Here is a 19,043-nt window from a genome sequence, read left to right as displayed (position 1 = left end):
TGCTGCAGTAATTCGATAGAATCACCGCACGTAATTTGATTTAAAAACTTTTCGTTCGTTTACAACACCTCGTAATAATAGATTTTGACTAGTCTACTGGTATTGTAGCACGACGGTAGCAGGAAGGCAAACATTTGTTCTGCTCTTGAATTTTTTAATATTTCGATTAAACCTAACTCCCCTATAAAAACGATATTTTTTTTACAACGCTTTTTCATAATTCATAACTAAAAATATAGTAAATTAAGATATAGAGAGCTAACAAACTATACATAGTATCATTCTGCAATAACTTCTTGTATAATCTGTTTAACTTTTTTATTTTCCAGCTGTGTATGAAATGATACTTTGTACCCATCAAGGGTAAGTTGATTGAAGAATTTTTCAGCACATTTTATTTTTACCTTTTCTGTATCTCTAAGGGTTGCGTTGTTTTTAACTAGTTTTGTTTCTACAACGATATTTAATTCTTTAGTACCATCTGTTTTTTTTACAACATACATAAAATCCGGACTGTAATTTTCACCTACTATAGTAGGAATAGCAATACTGGAACGAGGAATTTTCCCATATACAACCACCTCCGAAATATCAGTCATAATATTGTCTTTTTCTAGCGGAGAATCAAATGCTATTTTATCATATAAATATTTATCAGAAGGTGTGCCTTCTACAAACATTGTTCCTACATTTCCCTGTTTGATTATCTCTCTAGGAGTTCCATTCTTATAGGTTAATGCGGTTTCCGTAACTGGTTGATTTGAACGAGAATATTTAAATCGTGTCTGCAGCTGTTCAATTCTCCAATCAGAAAAAGCCGATACAATATTTGCCACAGAATATTCATTAATAAACTCTTCAGGGATACCATTCTCTTTTTCTTTTGCAAGTTCACACATAGCCGCATGAATCTCAAGAATTGGTATACTAGTCTGTTGACTAATACGTTTAAGAAATTCGTTATATGGTATAGGACGCTTTATCGAATAGGAAACACCTGAGTTTTTTCTAATCATCATAGCTTTCCCATCATTCACCACTTCATCTCTGTGGCTATACAATGTTACATTACCGAAAATATCATTTTTCCTTAAAATATCGTGTAATAACTGTGGTATTGCATTTGTCAAATCTCTATCAAAAAATAAATAGTATTTATGATTGATGTTTTCCCACAATGTTTTTAATTCTGTGTATACTGCTTTTCTAACATGAATTTCTCCTTTTTTATTCTTGTTTACATCTGTGACTTTATTGCTACTAACTCCACTTGCAAATTCTGGATAATCAGCATAAAAAGCGTCTCTCTTGTCCGGAATAATTTCCTTGTTCATATTGATATAACCCTTGGCACCCAACTCAAAAAACAACGTATTATAGTCAATTTTCCGTTGCTCCGCTACTTCCTTAAGCCGCTCTTCAGAAATAGTCAATTTTTCAGGCAATTCACCATTTATTTCATCAACTAATTTTTGAGCAAAGTCCGCCTCAGTAAAATCAACAATATAATTCAACTTAAACTCTTCGTTGGAAATTCTATTACCATTCTCATCAACAGGAAGACGCAACCCACGACCAACTTCTTGTAACTTGCTATTCTCACTACCACTTGAACGCAGTTTTGCTATTGTAAACACATTAGGATTGTCCCAACCTTCTTTAAGAGTCCATTTTGAAAAAAGAAATCGTCTGGTATTAAATGAACCATCTTCTCTACGAAGGGAAATAAGTTCTTTCTTATTGTGAAGAATATCAGCCACTTCAGAAGCAATTGCTTCATCTGAATCACTGTTATCCTGTGCAAAGTAGCCCGCATGACAAGCTGCAATATCAGCCTTACTTGCTTCAAGATAATCACGATATTCTTGCTCATTGTTTGTCAATTTAGATATTAAATCATTAATCTTCTCAAGAAGTAATCTTTCGAACATCTCTTTTAAATAAGGTTTTTTTTCATCATCAGAGTCTCGGTATGATGAGATATCGTCAATAAAGAATAATGCCAATGTTTTTATTTTGAACTGTCTGCCAGAAAAATTCTGGCGTTCTGTTTTAAAGTGCCTTTCGATAGCCAATTTTAGCATCTGTTCTTGATAAGAAGATGAATATATATCTGTATTAAATTCCTCACTTTTATACTTAATTTGCCCATTAGTAAGTTCAATAAAATTTTTACCAATAGCAGATATTGTAATTCCTTCAAAAGCAGCATCAATTATAGACAACGAATCTCCTGATGTGAGTATATATGTTTTTGTATCTTCACCACGTCTCTTGAACTGAAAAGTTGCAGAAGTCTTTGATTCTACAGATAGAAGTTTTACCTTTTCTTCCTTTTGGGATAGTGGTTCAAAATGTTCCTTTGCCACCCCCTTAATCAGATTATGATTAAAAGAATCACAAGCATTTAATTCGTACACAAGGTTATTGAAATCCTTAAAAGTAGCCTTGTTTCTGCCTTTCCCTACAGTAGTATCCGGGAACGTTGCTCCATAGCGAATAATCAGCTGTGGACATAATTCTTCGACAATTGCTTTATAGGCTCTTTGATCTCGTGCAAAGCGGTGTGGTTCATCAATTATGACAATAGGTTTAGTGGCTTTTAGAGCATTAAATGGTCTATAGAAGCCTTCAACTAAATAATCGTAGTCTGATCGAGTAAGGATATTACTATTAGTTAGTAATTGCATATTCACTAGCAAGACATAAATCTTATTAGAATTTTGGCATGAGCCTGTTACATAATCACATACGGCAGGTGGCATAGCTAAAAATCCTTTTTTCTTTTTCTTTGGACTCTCCAAAACACCCAATTCAATATCACAATTGTATCCACAAGTATCAGAAAAATGATGTTTTACATAGCTATCACCAATAAACTGTGCCGTTCCTTCTTTTATAGGGAGAGATGGAACAGCAATAATAAATTTGTTAAAGCCAAACTTCTTATGCATCTCATAGATAGTCTGTGTATAAACATAGGTTTTACCTGTTCCAGTTTCCATTTTGATATCAAGGTTAAGATAATTTCCCTCATCACGGCAGCCACAGTAATCAGTGCGTATATTTTTCTGAACCTCTTCTAAATTATGAATAAGACATTGTTCTTCTCTATCAAATAAAGGATTCTCGTATGCAAAATGTGGTTTAATCATTGTAATCCCATCAAGTGCAGATGTAATAGCATCAACAGCTTTTTGCTGATGTTCTAATTGTCGTTCAAGTATTAGTTCCAAAATCTGCATCCCCTTAGTATCTAGTATCGATATTTATTTTCAAGTTCTTCTCAGAATCCCGTAAAATTTTCACATTTGTCTTCAAGTTTTCCATTTCAACATAATTAAAACTATATCCAAATAACACCATATTTTGTGGGTTGAAACTACCATCAGTATTGTATTTTTCAATAACCGACTTAATTGCTTCTTCAGTAAGACCCGGCTTGATAAAATATAGGTGGTTTTCACACCAATATGCTGTATATCCTGCAAAGTCAATCATTTTACAGTTGTTTACAAACCCATAATTATCGTGTACTAGCCATGTTGTGAGAACCGTAGCAGTGCCAAATTCATCATATATAGATGTATCAGTGATAAAACCACTATTATCAAACTTCTCAATTTTATCAAGAGTCGTTTGACTTACTTCGTGTAATGTGTAATGTTTGAAACCAAGGTCAGCAGTTGTGTCCGGATTTTCTTCATGAATTTTCTTTGATGCACGAATAAGCCTTTCAATGCCTAGATAGTCTAATGTATGTGGACGATTATTCTTCTCTAAAAATTTTATAAGTTTTTTTGCGTTTGTTTTATCGTCTCCAGTTGATGTTTCATACTTGATATCCAAGTTTTCTGGTAATTGAATAGAAATTGTTCTAACTTTTTTACCTAAGGTATTTAATCTCATTGTGGCTTCAGCAGTTGTTGCGGAGCCAGAGAAGAAATCTACAACTGTCAATTCGTCTTTTTGTAAACAAGATAAAAGTTTCATTATCAGCAATACAGGTTTTGGGTAACTCATTAATGACTGTTCTCCAAACAAAAGCCGCTGCTCTTCATCGGCATCTTCATTAGAACCCCATCCATTTTTTTGTAGATTTGTATTATCTACTGCGTAAGAATACCCTGATGTATCATTATCGCCAACACGTAATAACAAATCCTTTAGACCTTTATATCTTGGTTCTTTTACAATTCTTCTCAAATATAAATCCCGAGTAATGTATAATTCTTTATTTTTTGCATACTCAGTCATTGCATCTTGCCCGTATCGCCAGTTTCCTTCAATTTTTAGTTCTTGTGCTAATACACCGTTTTTAATTATCAAATCAGACTTAAGTAGAAGACTCATTGTCGTATCAGATATAATATTGCCAGCATTCATTTTATAATTTGGCTCTCGATATCTGCTTTCTATCCCTGCCCGAATAATCCGAACATCTCTGCCATTTGAAGCATTAACACAAGGATATGTTTCTTCCTTACTATTAATCTCACCAATTAAACCATCAAATTTTTCTTTTCGCTTGGCATAAACCAAAACATATTCTTTAATATTTGTAACACTATTAGCTAAGTAACTACCTTTCTTTTTCTTCTCCCAAACCAACTGTGCTACAAAGTTTGTTTCACTAAAAATATCATCACCTAAAAGCTTTAAATTACCTTGTTCATTATCATCTATCGAAATAAATATCACACCGTCTATATCCAACAAATCTTTAGCCAATTGTAATCGAGGATACATAAACATAAGCCAAGCAGAATGAGATGCACTTCCTCTGTTGGTTAAGTCAAGAATACGCTGGGCCTGTTCTTTGTCAATGCTCAATTTTTCAACCAAGTCATCAATTGTGAAATTGAACTTATCATTATAAACAAACCCATCAGAACCTGTGTTGTATGGAGGGTCTATGTAGATGCATTTAATATGTCCAGCATAGGATTTTAATAAATGTTTTAAACCATCAAGGTTATCTCCACTAATATACACATTCTCGCTGTCTATATTTTCAGGAAGTGAGTTGTGTGCTTCGTCTGGAATAATGACAGTTTCGGTATCAAGAGAAGCAAGCATTTTAGCATAGTTTTTTCCCAAAAACTTCAATTCATAACCTTCATGTGAAATATCAATTTTATCTTTTAAAAATTCAGAAAAACGATACATATCAAAAGAACCATCTGCTTTAAAGCATGATGGAAAATATTCTTTTAATACCGTCATTTCTTTACTGTTTGGGAGTACAGCTTCATTTGCTTCAATAATATCTTTTATCATTTTAAATCCTCCGATTTGCGTTTTAACAAACAGGCCCCTACAGCAAACACAAATACCGATAACGAACCCTTAACCATAAAAGAAACGATTTTCATTACTTTATCAATACGCACTAATTTTTACATTTACATTACTTTTTATATTGTTTATTACAGTTTAACACATTGATTCAAATTAATGCAAAAAAACGCCGAACTACTCATCTACTGAGCAGTCCGGCAGTTTACTATCTCACATTTTATTTCTTTACCAAGTCCACTAATCCACTCTGAATACTTGCCACAATGGAAGTTACAGCATTATTAATAGCTGTAATATACAACCGGTTACGGATCTTCACCCATACACTAGAAGTTGTATTGATTTCCGCTTCCAACGGATCCGTGATAGTTTTAATCTGCGCCTGTACCAACGGTGTCAATTCGTCCACACTCAAACTACCCAATAAAGATGTTGCCTGGTCTTTAGCTAAAGATGTTACTTCTGTTACTACGGTGTTTAAAATTTCTTCTTTTGTCATAATTAATTTCTCCTTTTATATACACTAAAATTCATAAAATAGTTACAAAACATGTTTGGCCAAACTCATTTCTGATACTTTTATACACTAGGTTGCATTACAGCGTACCTTCGTAATCCGTAATGCCACGGGCAATAGCACGGGCAAAGTCGTCTTCACTGTCAATCAACAGCTGTGCATCGGCCTTATTGTCGATAAAGGCCATTTCAACAAGGCAGGACGGCATATTGGTATGTTTTAAAACGATAAGCCCTGGCATTTCCTTCACGCCGCGATCAACGGTACCAATGCTGTTGATGATCTGAGACTGAATGCATTGTGCCAATTGCCCTCCAGAGTCATTACTGTCATAGCATTCGACTTCCGTTCCCCGTGCCTGTGTATTAGCAGCATTACAATGAATACTGATAAATATGTCTGCCGGCCAATCATTTGCCGCTACACATACAGCCACAGGACGATCATTATATTGACTATCAAAATATAAATTATCGCTCTGCAGCAATTGCACTTCACAGCCAGCTGCTTCCAAATAATTTTTTACGCGATTCCCCACTCTAGCAACAACATCACATTCTTTCAAGCCGGAATTCGGATTTACGGCCCCGCTGTCATAATTTTGGTCATGCCCTGGATTAATAAACACCTTCATTATTTTTGTTCCTCCTTCTTTTGACTAGCGGTCGATTTAACACTGCCGCCGATATATCCCAAGAGCCCACTAGCAATAGACATAGCAAGCTCATTTAGGCCATAAAAAATAGCCATAATCAACGCAATAGCAAGCGCCGCTATGACCATACAGTCTGCAATATTAATTTTTTCAATCAATCATGATGCACCTCCTGCGCCAAATCATTCAAACGAAGATGTGCTTGTTTTGCTGACTCCTCCACCCTAGTTAACCTCGTTTCCATGCCCTGCCGCTTCTCTTCTGTTTTTTCGACATATTTACGGGTATCCGCAATAAGGTTACGTAAATCATCAATAGACGCTTGCAACGGCTTAATAACCCCATAATTAAATGCTACCCCGCAAACCGTCAGCAGGGCCGTCACGGGACCAATGATTGCTGTCCATTCCATTTTTAAGCCTCCTTAGTATGTGTTGTGGTTTCAGTTGCAGTAGTTTCTTCTTGTGCTGCAGCTTGCATAATTTTTGCCCGAATTGATTCCGGGCATTTTTCATTGGTACAATATCCGGCATCATCCAATTTTTTACCGCAAAATTTACATCTAGCCATTATTTATCGCCTCCAGTTCTGCCGTATAGGCCGCCATTAACGCTGTGTATTCCGTTTGTAATTCCGTTACGGTTGCTGTATCCCCGGCCAATGTGGCCGTAGCCAACGCATCTTTTAGTTCTGTAATCTGCGGCTCATACTTAGCAGCCACCACGTCCGCCTGTGATGCCTTTTTTTCTGCTGCTGTGGGCTCCGGTGCCACGTACTCAATTGGTTTCCCAGTTGTCATATCCCGCACATATCCGGCAAGATATTGATTGTAAATATTCGCTGTCACAATCTCAACGATTGCGGCACTTGGAAACTTACTTTTGACATTAGTCACTATATCTGCCGCTTTTCCGTCATCCGAGCCGAAAGAAGATATATCGCATCCTATGCGCTTCCCGGTGCTGTCAAACGCACATACATAATAGTTAACGTTACTTGCAAAACTCATATCGTCATCTCCTGTATAATTAAAATAAAAAAGGTATGTGAATATAGTATTTTGTTACCTACATTCCGAATGCAATATAATAAAATACATACCCATTACTGTTTGTGTTTATTGTAAATCCAGTTTCATTCGGCTTTACGATAGTGGCGGTTTTAAAATCTGATAATGTATCTGCTTTATGACTTTCTACAATTGACAGAAGAACATTAAAAACTATTGGGAAAGTAACTGCTAGATTATTTCCAGAACAATAGTGAAATCCCCACTGTATAATTAGTCCTCCAAATAAATCGCCAAATTTGATATACCCATTTTGCGCAATATTGTACTGCACTCCGGTAGCATCAAAAATAAGTTTCACCAACTTGGCCATTAAACTATCAGTGGTAAGACTGCTAATCGTACTAGACAGCACATTACTAGCCAAATGCGTCAATACCCCTTGTCCAAAGTCTGTTACTTGAGCATGTTCTGTTTCCGGATGCAACGTATCGTAAGCCGAAGTCGTTTTATTCCAACGATGGAAAATTGCTTTTAATACTGACATAATATTTTCTCCTTCCATATAAAAAACAGACCGTATATGGTCTGCTATGATGTTATTTCTATGACATTAATATCGGTACCGTTTGGAGGAGACTCAGTAATATAAACATTTTCCCATGGCACCTCAATCCATACAGTTGCTGACCCTCCTGTAGATTGTACGGAGCAAGTAACATCTGCCTGAAAACTGATATACTTTAAATCATTCCATGCAGCACTTCCATCTCCATATTTTATGGAATTGGTATCCGTTTCTATTCCTAATTCCCCTGCAAGCAAAATAGGATTTTTCACTTTCCAATTGGCAGCTGTATCGCTACGTATTTGAATTCTGCCATTTATGACCTTTTCCATGCAGTCACTCCCTATGCATTACCACAGTTAATAATCAGCGTATCGGTATTATGTAAAATAGTTGCTCCATCAGACAATTCCGTACTCGCCATGGCTTGAAACGCAGCAGTAAACCGTGCCTGTGTCCAATACAGATGATTGCTGCCTTCTGCAATATCATTGGTTGTTATTATTACAACGCCAGTCTTCCCGTTGACACTTTGCACCAAGTCCGTCGGAGTTTTGAGTTGCACCCAATTTGCCAGCGTACTGTATGGTGCTACTTTTAACATATATGTAGTATTGGTATCACTACGAACGCATATATCACCTTGCTGGGCACTCGAAAGTTTAATCATTTCCGCATCAGAAGCTGCAGGAAAAACATCTCCGATGGCCAATGAAGGAATCATACTATCTGCCAGCTTACCGTTACTATCTAATACAGGCACATTTCCTGCAGCAGTCCCTATATTTTTTGCTGCAGCAGTTCCGGCATCACTAATTTTAGATAAAGGTAACGATGGGATATCTCCAGCCATCAAGCTGCTACCACTAGTAATGCGACCTTTGGCGTCCACCGTAACCTTGGGGTATGTTCCTGCCGTAACACCTGTAGCAACCAGAGCTACTGTGATTGCAGCATTAACGGATCCATCAAAAGTGGTCGATCCAGATATATCGCCCCCAAGCGAAATGGTCCGTCCTGTTGATAATTTTCCCGCCGCTGCAACACTTGCAACGCTGGCATTGCCATTACTATCAACTGCTACCGCCCCTATCCCTGATCCAGATTTAATTCCACCCAAAGCACTCGACGTTGCCGGATTTAATGTATATACCAACGTATCTACGCCATCAATCGTAATATATCCGTTCTTGGCATTTGCCTTAATCATAATGCCGCCGTACTGAGTATTATCATTCCACGCTGTCGCTCCATCTCCAAATTTAAAACGACCCGTATCAATTTCAAGTCCAAGTTCACCTTTACCCAGAACAGGATTCTTAGAATTCCAATTGGCTGCCGTATCATTACGTAATAATATTTGTACATTATTTAAAGTTTGTGTCGCCATTTATGCTTTCCCTCCATTAATAACACCAATATCAGAATAATCACTTCCAACGCAAAAGTATTTTCTATTTTCACTATCCCACCGATATGTTTTATTTGAGCCGGTATCTATATAGATAACACCGAATTTTCCGATGTTAGGAAATTCATATAAACTGTCATAACTAAAAAAAGAATCCGCATGTAAACTTGCCAACCATTCGGATTCTGTTCCAATAAAGCCATTTTTTTTAGCTATTGCATAAGCATTGGCACCGGCAGGCCCAATGTCTCCCTTGTCACCTTTATCTCCTTTAGTAATCGCTCCAAGGCTTGAATCAAAACTAGTATTCTCTTCGATATTTCCTGTAATGCTGGCGGTATCATCAGTTAAATTTCCTACCAATTCATTCATTGATATCACCTCGTCACATCTGCAATTAAATTATAATCAAAAGGCCCTTCTGTTCTGATCATTTTATTCCCATCATTATCTGTCCACGATACTTGAACATCATACACATACTTACCTGGTAACAAATTGTTTGTATCTGCAGCATCAATAAATATAGTCCCATTAGAAAATGTTTTCTGATATATATACGTATCATCGTCAACAGACTTCTTTACAGATAATGTTGCAATATAATTAGTAAGCAAAACACCATTTAACTTAGGTGCATATGCCAAAGGCCCCGAATCACCCCGTGTATGATAAATACAATTATTTATAATTTTTAACATATACTTTTTTTACCTCAACTAATAATTTCACACCATAATCCGTTATCAGCCATGGATTCCGGTTTATTGACAGTCGATGTAACTTTTACTGTATCGGAAACAAGCTGTCGGATATCCGCATGTGCTGCAGCGTCTTTGTTATGAGTGCCTATATCCGTGCCGATTTTAGTACGAATGTCTGAATGAGCCTCACCATTCTTATTATGTATACCAATATCCATGCCAATCTTAGTGCGAATATCAGCATGGGCATTTACGTCCTTATTATGACTTTCTATTGCGGTATCAAGGTTAGCATCTGCTTCTTTTTTATATTTATCTACCTCTTCTTTCAACCGTTCATCGTTACTAAGAAGCTGACTTGCCACGGCATTTTCTAAATCATATCGGACAGGATCATTGGCCATACGCTGAGGGAATCCGTCCGTATTGTAATCCAGCGTATTATCAATCCCATCATCCGATCGTGTTTGATTGCCGATGACCTTAGGAAAAAGATTTAACCATTTGCTAAGATAGCTCATTATCCATCACTCCATTCTGTATTACTGGAACCATATGTGTACGTACCATCGAAATTAATATGTCCATTCCAACTATATCCGGTATAAATATTTATACCTAAATGAGCGGGTCTGGACATCAAAATTTGCTTCCGCATTTCCTGCAGCATTCCCACATCTTTACAGGTTGTATATACATTAAAATAATAACGATCATTATGTTCTTCAACATACCCGGAACCATACGTTTGTACAATTTTATTTATGATATCTACAGTACTAGTACGTGCGCCCCGCATTTTTTCAAATAATTTATTGCGCCTGTAATCATAGGTATCATTCATTCCATGCGATAAATCATAGTTCCGTTCCCAATCATCCAGTCCCCACGTTGCACTGCTGACAAACAATTGCTTGGCAATATCAATAATTTCTAACCTACCCTTTTCATGTTCCCATGAAAGCGTTTCCTGAGACAATTTAAATATAGGATCCTTAGCCAGAAAATCTGGCAAATACCGCAAAACGTTAACGGGTGTAGTTCTTAACAATTCAAACGTCATGAGAGTGTCACCGTCCCAAGGGTTGCAATTTCCTCCGATGTCAATGCTATATTATTTGATTCACCATTTATTTTTAAGTTTGAATAGTCGTTAACACCGTTGTCGCTTAGTATGATAGCACCAATTTTAGCAATGGATACATAGCCTGTATCTGACGAATTGATAATATTCTTTTCAATCGTAATAAAATAGTTCTTGATATTTTCTTTAAACGTTGATTCATTTAACGTCCCGTCAATCGTAGCTGATATATTAATCATTTTTGGGGCTGCACTTGTGACTGTGACGGTTGCTCCAATGGGCCGTACTGTTTCAATATAATCAGCAACGCTTTTCACTAACGTATCGCTCGCCTGTTCATAATTATTATTGACAATGACAACCTTGACGGTTCCCGCCCCATTCCATAAAGGAATAACTTTAGCAGAACTCACTCCTGAGACGCTTGTCGCCCATTCTAAATAATGATACTTATTGCCGGACGTTCCCGGCGTCCGTACATGCACTAAGTAACGACTAAGTAAACTACTATCGTTTTCTTCATCATACCCATCGTGCATAGCTTCCTCATTTATAACGCTGTTGATGCCAGGTATAGACATCGGAATAAGTGTAATTTCACCTGCAGAAACATTCCCAGCTTCTCCGGCAATGACTGCCTGTACCGCTATGGTTGCGCTTTCTACAATGGACACTGTTGACAAGGATTTAAATTGAGTACCTGCTTTTGTCGCAAAAATACTACCTGTAGGCAGTGTTCCCGTTCCTTTTACTATAACGTTTCCGATGGAATGTACTGCATCTTTCCGGATAATACCTGATTCAGCTGCTCGCATAGTAAGATAGTCACCCCAGCTCGTATCAGCAAACGCCGCCTTGTATAATTGTTCCAATTCAACTTCTGTTTTCGCAAATTCGATACTATTTGAAGAAAATATATCATACTCAAAGGTTCCTTCAAATTTACTGGCAGCTATCGTACTTTTATTCTGTAATTCTTCCAATATATCTGCCTGTTCTCTAGCACTATACATTGACGTTCACCTCTCCATATACCGTTGTAATATCCACTTCACAAGAAACTTTATCCCCTGTTGTTGTAAATTCAACAGAATCAACACTGGTAATATATGGATTCACCATCAAGCACTCAATAATAATACGTTTGAGCTCACTATATCGCTCCTGTACGCTCATAACTTTTCCAATAAATGGCTTTACTTCAATTCCATATTGCCAACTATATGCAAGGTATTGATACCGTTCCGTCTGCAACGCTTTATAGATCCAGACCTTTACCGCTTCAGCACTATCGACTAAAACATGCTGTCCGTTCCCATCATATAAAAAACAATTTTTTTCAAAATCCCATGCATACTCCTTGCATATTGGTAAATTATTTTCTGTCGCGGCTGTTTCTGTCATACCGGAACTGCTGCCAACGAAAGGGAATTCCTCACTCATAGTTTCACCACCTTATCCTCAATAATATATAATTGAGCGTCTTGCCCATATACCGGAATAACACTCACTCTATCGCCAACCTTTAACGTGTCAGTATAGACGATGGTATCGGTATACTCATTATTTATATCGTGATTATGGCTTTCATATGCCGCATCACCACTACCACCACTCCGGTCCTGCGTTGCACTTACAAGATGACCTTTTGCAGTACGTTCATAACCAATAAGCAAATATTCCGAAATATAAATATCGTCCTTAGTAAGTTCGATATTGTTTACCATCACTTTAATATCAGGCGGCGGAGCTGTTATAATGCCAACCATAATCCCCTGCAGTTGTTCTTCTTGTGCTATGCCATGAATGGAATGTACTATTTTAGCCATAGATTGTGCTGCAGTTGGTATGTTCTTAGAAATCATTCGCTCACCCCCTGCTGGTCTTAATAATTTTAGTTGGTGTCATACCTACATCTGTGTAATCATGGCTATGAACAACGTGGTCTGCACTACTGCTATTGCCGTAATACCCGCCAGAGCCATCATAAATCACAATATGTTCGTCATCCCCATAGACAATACAGTCTCCTTTTTGTAAATTGCTGGTATCAAATGATTCTACAGCAATCCCGCTATCTTGGGCATCACCTACCATTGTCGGTACTTTGACGACACCGGCATTCGCTTCCTGCGCTAAGAATGGGCTGTAATAGCTGCCTACTTTTCCGACTGCTTCCGCACATCCATTACGTCCATTATCCATCGTGACACCACCCCACGCCTTATATCCGGCAGTAAGTCCTTTGCTAACAGACAGCTTTCCCTTCCCGATGCCGTTACTGTCGCTCCATTCTACTTTGTTCATCAGATTTTCAAACTCAATTTCCAGCCGCATAAAGTGCATGCCATTCTCAAAGGTATGCGAATCCGATTTCACCCAAAATTGCCCGGTAAGCTCTGTCTGAATATCTTTGATAGGAATGGAATACGACGATTTTACACGATAATCACCTAACAGATCTAAAGTACCGGTTCTATCCGGCCCCTTCATCATAGCTTTTACTTTTTCTTGAGTATTGGCTTTGGGACTGGACTTATAAACATCCTGTATCATACTGTATTTCTTTATCCAGTCTTCATTTGACTGATACCCGGTTAAATTGCCCTGTTCATCGGTAATCATAACAACATCGACAAGATTTTCGATACTTTCTTTATACTGACTATTTTCAATATTACTGTACTGATCTGCCGTGAAATTTTCGATTAACGTTCCTTTTTGTATTACATCGAGCGTATCACCATTCATGACCAAATGATAAAGTACATCTGGATCATTCGCATTGGCTTTCGCATTATTGATCTGTTTTGCCACATCCGTATAAGCCCGCATAATAATCTGATATCCAGTCTTTTCAGCAGCAATAAAACTAACCTGTTTTCCCGTTTCAATGATGTTTCCTGTTTTTATGCCCATTTCATCACAAATAGCTCGGGTAATCGCTTCCGGCGTCATATTCGTAAATTTACGAGTAGTCTTCGATCGGCAAAGAATAAACAAGTTATCATAGGCCATAACAGTGATATTAGATTCCTGGGTATTCTTTTCAAGACTATACACATTGCCCTGAAATTGCAGATTTTCATCTTCATCATAGCCATACACAGTTTCTCCATTATTAATTACATAATTCGGTAAATTAGGATCCCGTGCATCCTGCACATAGTCAAATATAAGCTTCCGTGCAACCAGCAGCCGCGCACCAGACCACGTAATTTTCTTTACCAGTTTAGAGATATCCGTGCCATTGTGTTTGATAATCAATTTTTAATCACCAACTTGCGGAGCTTACTGATATTATTAATAGCTAAGTCTTTCAAATCATTAGATTGCACAATACGTCTCCAATGTGAATATTGTCCATACGATTTTTTGGCCGCATCCAGTATGTCCGCACCTTTTTGAACCAACGTGGCCGACGTAGCTGCCTGTGTATTATCGGCTCGTTCTTTTAGACCTGTTGTACTATCAACCGCTTTATCATTATTGGCTGCTGGCGTATTTAGATCTTTATATTCGGTAAGGCCTAATGTATAGTAAATATCTTGACTACCATCCTGCTCCCGAAAGTCAAATGTCTGTACGGCCATTGCCATATTTACCGGTGTACCGGTAATAATAACTCGTATAGGAGTCCTAGCTTCTTTCCATTTAATAATCTGCTGCACACAAGCAGAAGGCGCCTTGGTATCTCCTACAACAAAAGGATAATCATGTACTAGTGCCGGGAAAAAGCATTCCATCGTTAACGTCTGCAGCTTTGGCATTCCAAAAATCAGTGCTTCACCAACTTGGGTAATACTTACAATCTTATTCCCTTGTGCCGTCGATACTTTATATGTAGGCGGGGTAACGGGTAATATAAGTTTTTCTGTAGCACTGTTTAAAATAACCTGTCGATAAGCACCACTAGTTCCCCCACTTAAAGCTGCAGATAATATTTCTATGACATTGCTTAATGCTCCTAGCCCCATTAATACCCACCTCCATAGTTCAAATTTGCTTGGTCCATCAATTGAAACAACTGATGTGCCACTTTATCAATATCATCTTCTTCGCGAATTATAAAAGTATTTCCCGTTACAAGTACCCCACCAGTATTACTATTTCTGTATTTCGATACTCGTTTTGCAATAATGCGCTGCGTCGTCGCTGCAGGATAAATACGACTGCCCTGCGGCAGATCCACAATTTCGCCGCCATGTTCGTTGATATGTGTCAGACCGCCCTCAAAATAAGAGGAACCTGTAGCATTCCACTTCATGCCTGGCAAATGAACACCGAATGAAGGAAGTGAAATACCGGATATACCGCTTTTAATGGAATCCCATGCATTGGAAGCCTTTTCCTTCAACGGTCCCCATACATTGGTATCAAACCAACCAACAACATTACTCCAAGAGCTTTCTGCATTTGCGGAAGCGTCCGAAAATGCGCTTCTAATACTATCCATGGCAGATTGTGCCCCAGTTGAAATATCATTCCATGTCGTTTGTATCTGTGTGCTAAATTCTTCTTGTTTAGCGCGTAAATACGCGGTGTTATTATCCCAACCAGCTCGAATATTTTCCGTAATTTCAGCCCAACCGGATTGGAACCGTGGACCGGCATTCACAAAATCCCGTTCCATTTCTCCTATCGCTGTAGACCACTTTTCTTTTATTCCAGAAAAATCAATGTTATCCGCAAAATTTTTCCCTACATTACTACCGCCAATATATCCGGCAGTACCACCAACAAGCCCACCAACAGCACCCCCTACTGCTGTACCAACACCAGGAACGATGGATCCTATAGAAGCACCTGCAGCGGTTCCTAGTTTAGCACCAACTAACATACCACCAACACCACCAATAGCTCCACCAGCAGCCGCTCCTCTTTGGCCTTCTTGAGCAGTGACAATATCATATATGCCGCCAGCAATTGCTAATGGAACAGCAAGCCGTCCCATCCATTTGGTAAAACGAGATAATTTAGACAGTCCGCCATTATTAGGAGTGGTTGTATCTGTTGGAATCGGGCTATTAGGTACCGTCGAAGAATTATTTCCATTTACAATTACCGTCCGAGCATTGATAACCATATCTTTTGTGATACCGGTTGTATCTCCCATGCCACCTGGTATCTTTGTTCCTTGTCCAATTGATGTTACTGCATCTTTCGCTTTTAAAACAAGTTTTGTAATCTTATATAGTCCAAAAGCCAACACGCCGCCAGATAACATCGATCCGATACCATCAAATTGAAGAAATTTATTTTTCAAGTCATTAATACCTTTTCCCGCAAGTTTGAATATATCCGAAAAATCGAAACCATCTTTAATTAATGCTCCTGCATATTGCACAACATCGGTCAATTCTGTAATAAATCCACGTAATCCAAAGCTATTATGACTATCCATCAGAGTATCTTGAAAATTTTCCCAAGCACCAGATAACTGTTCAATATCACCCTTGAGATTATCCATCCGAGTAATGGCAACATCTTTTGCCGTTACCTTCCCCATTTCTTTAAACATTTGTGTAACGCCGCCTGCACCTTCGCGTAGTAGAATCATACCGCCACGAATTGCATCGGATCCAAACATGTCATATAACGTACTCAGTTGTTCTTCCTTGGTCATATCTTTCATACGATTATTTAGAAGACCCGCAATATCGGCCAAAGACTTCATATTTCCTGCTTCATCAAAAAAAGCAGAGGAACCGCTTTCTGTAAGTAAATTTAATTTTTCAAATGCTGCAATTGCTGTTTTTCCTTTCGGTACAAGGTTAGACAGCATAGTTTTTAAAGATGTGCCGGCATCAGATCCTTTGAGTCCATTTTGTGCAAATACGGCAAGGGCAGTGTTTGTATCATCAAAACTCATACCCGCACCAGCGGCTACAGCAGAACATGCCGCCAAAGAATATTTTAATTCTCCTACACTCGTTGCACTGGCATTGGCAGCTCCGGCAAGAGTATCTGCAGCATGTGTTGCGTCATCTACTTTAAATGCATTCATGGCCGTACTCATAATTTCAGCCGCGTCCGGTAATGCAATATCTCCGGCAACGGCCAAGTTTAATGCCGCTTCTGAAGCATCCCCCAATACATCTTTGACATCTACGCCAGCCTTCAGTAATTCAGCCATACCTTTGGCTACTTCTGTATTGCCGAACACGGTAGCCTGACCTAATTCCATGGCCTTTTCTTTTACTTGATCCATGGCAGTCGCATCTAACCCGGTAAGAGCTTTAATTTCGGATAACTGTGCCTCAAAATCCATATAGGTCTTAATCGTATCATAAATTCCATACCCAATGCCGGCTGCTCCCGCCATCTGCAGACTGGTACCCATTAACATACCACCTGCCATATTAGACATGCCATTTGACAACTTGCCACCCACACCACCGTCTTTAGATAGGTTATTTTTAACATTAACCATAGCTGTATAGGTTTTACCTTTGAATTGATTTAATTCTTCCTGCACTAGCTTGATTTTAGAGGTAGCCTCGTCCTTAGCTTCCAATCGAGTAGTATAGGTTCCTTTGATACCAGATAAAGATTTTTTAGCCGCGTCTATACCAGATGTTAGTACTTTTGCAGACGCACCCGCTTTTTCAAAAGATGTAGCGGCAGACTGCAGACTGGAAGGTACCCCCTGTGCTGATTCTTTTAAATTCTTTAATCCTTTTCGTGCCTCGTTTACCGTACCGGTTAACTTATCTTTCAGTTCCAAGGTGGCACTAAGTACATATCCGTTCATGACTGCCTCCTTCCTGTCGCAATCCACGCCGCCATATCATATTGTCGTTTAAGTTCCAATTCCATTGCTGCATGACAGAATAGTTTTTCTGTCTCAGATAAGGAAAAAAAATAATGTAATGGATGCCCGCGGAGAACCAAAAAAGCGGCCGTAGCCGCTTCCCAGTTCTCGTTAATTAGTTTTTTACTTCTTCATGTACTGCAGTTTTAATATCTTTGCCATAGCCGGCACATTCCATGATTTTCTTAGAAATACCCACAACTTCACCTGGATCAAACAACGCGTCCACGATATCTGTCGGTTCCGTACATCCATAAGTCTGCTGCAAAGACGTATCCTTAAGATTTGGTGCGGTTACTAAATTTAAAATCATATATTTATCACTTTCACCGGATTCTTCTAACTTAGACGCTTCCAACACAAAAGACCGTGTTGGCTTTTTAACAGTAATCGTTCCAATAGAAGTGTCTAAATCATACGTTTCTTGTTTCTGTGCTTGAATCTGATCTTTCTTATTAATTAAATCTTGAATACTTACTGCTGCCATATTCTCATTCCTCCTAAATAACTATTACGAAATTGTTTCCATAAACGACGCATCTTCCGGTGTAAACCCGAACGGAAATTCTTTTTCAACCACTTTCCCTTTTTCAAAATTCATAATCGCCAGCTCGTTAAACCAAACATTATCAATACTGCACCGTTCTTTCTGTTTATCCACTGCATCGGGATCATCAATCAATCCCACAAATGTTGCCCGTGGATCCTGTCCAGACTTCCAAGCTTCAAGATAGGCGCTAATATTACGATTGACAACACTTTTAATAGTAATCGTGCCTTCCCCTTTGAGGGATACGATCTTACTGTCAACGCTGTTGCCAATAATAACATCTTCACGGTTAGCCGTTACCTTGCATTCAAATTTTTCAATTTCAAAAAGCAGTTCATTATCCCACCATACTTTGCCGTGGCTTCCATTCCACCGCCGGCGACCACGATAGGTCAAATCTTCTGCAGCTCTTGTCATAGTACCTTACCTC

Annotated in this window: 23 protein-coding genes; all 23 read right to left on the bottom strand. The window is 38.4% G+C overall.

Features of this window, described 5'->3' with window-relative positions:
• Positions 1-278: 278 nt before the first annotated feature.
• The gene (locus tag BLR11_RS01545; RefSeq protein WP_091647583.1) at positions 279-3,236 is read right to left on the bottom strand and encodes a type III restriction-modification system endonuclease; all 2,958 of its coding nucleotides are present in this window, start codon (positions 3,234-3,236) and stop codon (positions 279-281) included.
• A 13-nt stretch (positions 3,237-3,249) separates the two neighbouring features.
• On the bottom strand, positions 3,250-5,280 hold the full coding sequence (locus BLR11_RS01540) for a site-specific DNA-methyltransferase (protein WP_091647581.1): 2,031 nt from the start codon (positions 5,278-5,280) through the stop codon (positions 3,250-3,252).
• A 238-nt stretch (positions 5,281-5,518) separates the two neighbouring features.
• Positions 5,519-5,800 carry a hypothetical protein gene (locus BLR11_RS01535; RefSeq protein ID WP_091647580.1) on the bottom strand — a complete coding sequence of 94 codons (282 nt, stop codon included), beginning with the start codon at positions 5,798-5,800 and terminating at the stop codon, positions 5,519-5,521.
• 97 nt (positions 5,801-5,897) lie between these two features.
• Positions 5,898-6,452: an N-acetylmuramoyl-L-alanine amidase family protein gene (locus tag BLR11_RS01530; protein ID WP_091647578.1), complete on the bottom strand. Its 555-nt coding sequence runs from the start codon at positions 6,450-6,452 to the stop codon at positions 5,898-5,900.
• On the bottom strand, positions 6,452-6,631 hold the full coding sequence (locus BLR11_RS01525) for a hypothetical protein (RefSeq protein WP_091647577.1): 180 nt from the start codon (positions 6,629-6,631) through the stop codon (positions 6,452-6,454). The genes BLR11_RS01530 and BLR11_RS01525 overlap by 1 nt, the downstream gene beginning before the upstream one ends.
• Positions 6,628-6,885, bottom strand: coding sequence for a hypothetical protein (locus BLR11_RS01520; RefSeq protein WP_091647575.1), 258 nt, complete (start codon positions 6,883-6,885; stop codon positions 6,628-6,630). Before BLR11_RS01520 ends, BLR11_RS01525 begins: the two co-directional genes overlap by 4 nt.
• A gap of 2 nt (positions 6,886-6,887) precedes the next feature.
• Positions 6,888-7,043 (bottom strand): hypothetical protein, encoded by a 156-nt coding sequence (locus BLR11_RS14070; RefSeq protein WP_176762831.1) that lies wholly within the window; start codon positions 7,041-7,043, stop codon positions 6,888-6,890.
• Positions 7,036-7,482 carry a hypothetical protein gene (locus BLR11_RS01515; RefSeq protein WP_091647574.1) on the bottom strand — a complete coding sequence of 149 codons (447 nt, stop codon included), beginning with the start codon at positions 7,480-7,482 and terminating at the stop codon, positions 7,036-7,038. Before BLR11_RS01515 ends, BLR11_RS14070 begins: the two co-directional genes overlap by 8 nt.
• A gap of 58 nt (positions 7,483-7,540) precedes the next feature.
• Entirely contained in the window at positions 7,541-8,029 is a 489-nt protein-coding gene (locus tag BLR11_RS01510; protein ID WP_091647572.1) for a gp53-like domain-containing protein, read from the bottom strand.
• Between the two features lie 44 nt (positions 8,030-8,073).
• A complete protein-coding gene (locus BLR11_RS01505; RefSeq protein ID WP_091647570.1) occupies positions 8,074-8,382 on the bottom strand; it encodes a hyaluronate lyase N-terminal domain-containing protein in 309 nt (102 codons plus the stop codon).
• An 11-nt stretch (positions 8,383-8,393) separates the two neighbouring features.
• Entirely contained in the window at positions 8,394-9,440 is a 1,047-nt protein-coding gene (locus BLR11_RS01500) for a hyaluronate lyase N-terminal domain-containing protein (RefSeq protein WP_091647568.1), read from the bottom strand.
• Positions 9,441-9,833: a hypothetical protein gene (locus BLR11_RS01495; RefSeq protein WP_091647566.1), complete on the bottom strand. Its 393-nt coding sequence runs from the start codon at positions 9,831-9,833 to the stop codon at positions 9,441-9,443.
• A 5-nt stretch (positions 9,834-9,838) separates the two neighbouring features.
• Positions 9,839-10,162, bottom strand: a complete 324-nt coding sequence (locus BLR11_RS01490; RefSeq protein ID WP_091647564.1) for a hypothetical protein — start codon at positions 10,160-10,162, stop codon at positions 9,839-9,841.
• A gap of 14 nt (positions 10,163-10,176) precedes the next feature.
• The gene (locus BLR11_RS01485; RefSeq protein ID WP_091647562.1) at positions 10,177-10,686 is read right to left on the bottom strand and encodes a hypothetical protein; all 510 of its coding nucleotides are present in this window, start codon (positions 10,684-10,686) and stop codon (positions 10,177-10,179) included.
• Positions 10,686-11,228, bottom strand: coding sequence for a putative phage tail protein (locus tag BLR11_RS01480; RefSeq protein ID WP_091647560.1), 543 nt, complete (start codon positions 11,226-11,228; stop codon positions 10,686-10,688). The genes BLR11_RS01485 and BLR11_RS01480 overlap by 1 nt, the downstream gene beginning before the upstream one ends.
• Positions 11,225-12,262: a baseplate J/gp47 family protein gene (locus BLR11_RS01475; protein ID WP_091647558.1), complete on the bottom strand. Its 1,038-nt coding sequence runs from the start codon at positions 12,260-12,262 to the stop codon at positions 11,225-11,227. Before BLR11_RS01475 ends, BLR11_RS01480 begins: the two co-directional genes overlap by 4 nt.
• A complete protein-coding gene (locus BLR11_RS01470) occupies positions 12,255-12,692 on the bottom strand; it encodes a DUF2634 domain-containing protein (protein WP_091647557.1) in 438 nt (145 codons plus the stop codon). The genes BLR11_RS01475 and BLR11_RS01470 overlap by 8 nt, the downstream gene beginning before the upstream one ends.
• Positions 12,689-13,114, bottom strand: coding sequence for a DUF2577 domain-containing protein (locus BLR11_RS01465; protein WP_091647555.1), 426 nt, complete (start codon positions 13,112-13,114; stop codon positions 12,689-12,691). The genes BLR11_RS01470 and BLR11_RS01465 overlap by 4 nt, the downstream gene beginning before the upstream one ends.
• Positions 13,115-13,118: 4 nt before the next feature.
• Positions 13,119-14,516, bottom strand: coding sequence for an XkdQ/YqbQ family protein (locus BLR11_RS14065; RefSeq protein WP_176762830.1), 1,398 nt, complete (start codon positions 14,514-14,516; stop codon positions 13,119-13,121).
• Complete coding sequence (locus tag BLR11_RS01455) at positions 14,513-15,226, bottom strand: hypothetical protein (RefSeq protein WP_091647554.1); 714 nt, start codon at positions 15,224-15,226, stop codon at positions 14,513-14,515. Before BLR11_RS01455 ends, BLR11_RS14065 begins: the two co-directional genes overlap by 4 nt.
• Complete coding sequence (locus BLR11_RS01450; protein WP_091647553.1) at positions 15,226-18,003, bottom strand: phage tail tape measure protein; 2,778 nt, start codon at positions 18,001-18,003, stop codon at positions 15,226-15,228. The genes BLR11_RS01455 and BLR11_RS01450 overlap by 1 nt, the downstream gene beginning before the upstream one ends.
• 175 nt (positions 18,004-18,178) lie before the next feature.
• Positions 18,179-18,550 carry a phage tail assembly chaperone gene (locus BLR11_RS01445; RefSeq protein ID WP_091647552.1) on the bottom strand — a complete coding sequence of 124 codons (372 nt, stop codon included), beginning with the start codon at positions 18,548-18,550 and terminating at the stop codon, positions 18,179-18,181.
• Positions 18,551-18,574: 24 nt separating this feature from the next.
• Positions 18,575-19,030: a phage tail tube protein gene (locus BLR11_RS01440; RefSeq protein ID WP_091647550.1), complete on the bottom strand. Its 456-nt coding sequence runs from the start codon at positions 19,028-19,030 to the stop codon at positions 18,575-18,577.
• Positions 19,031-19,043 lie beyond the last annotated feature (13 nt).

The organism is Megasphaera paucivorans, assembly GCF_900103535.1.
GTDB lineage: Bacteria > Bacillota > Negativicutes > Veillonellales > Megasphaeraceae > Megasphaera_A > Megasphaera_A paucivorans.
This window is presented reverse-complemented; position numbering and strand designations above follow the sequence as displayed.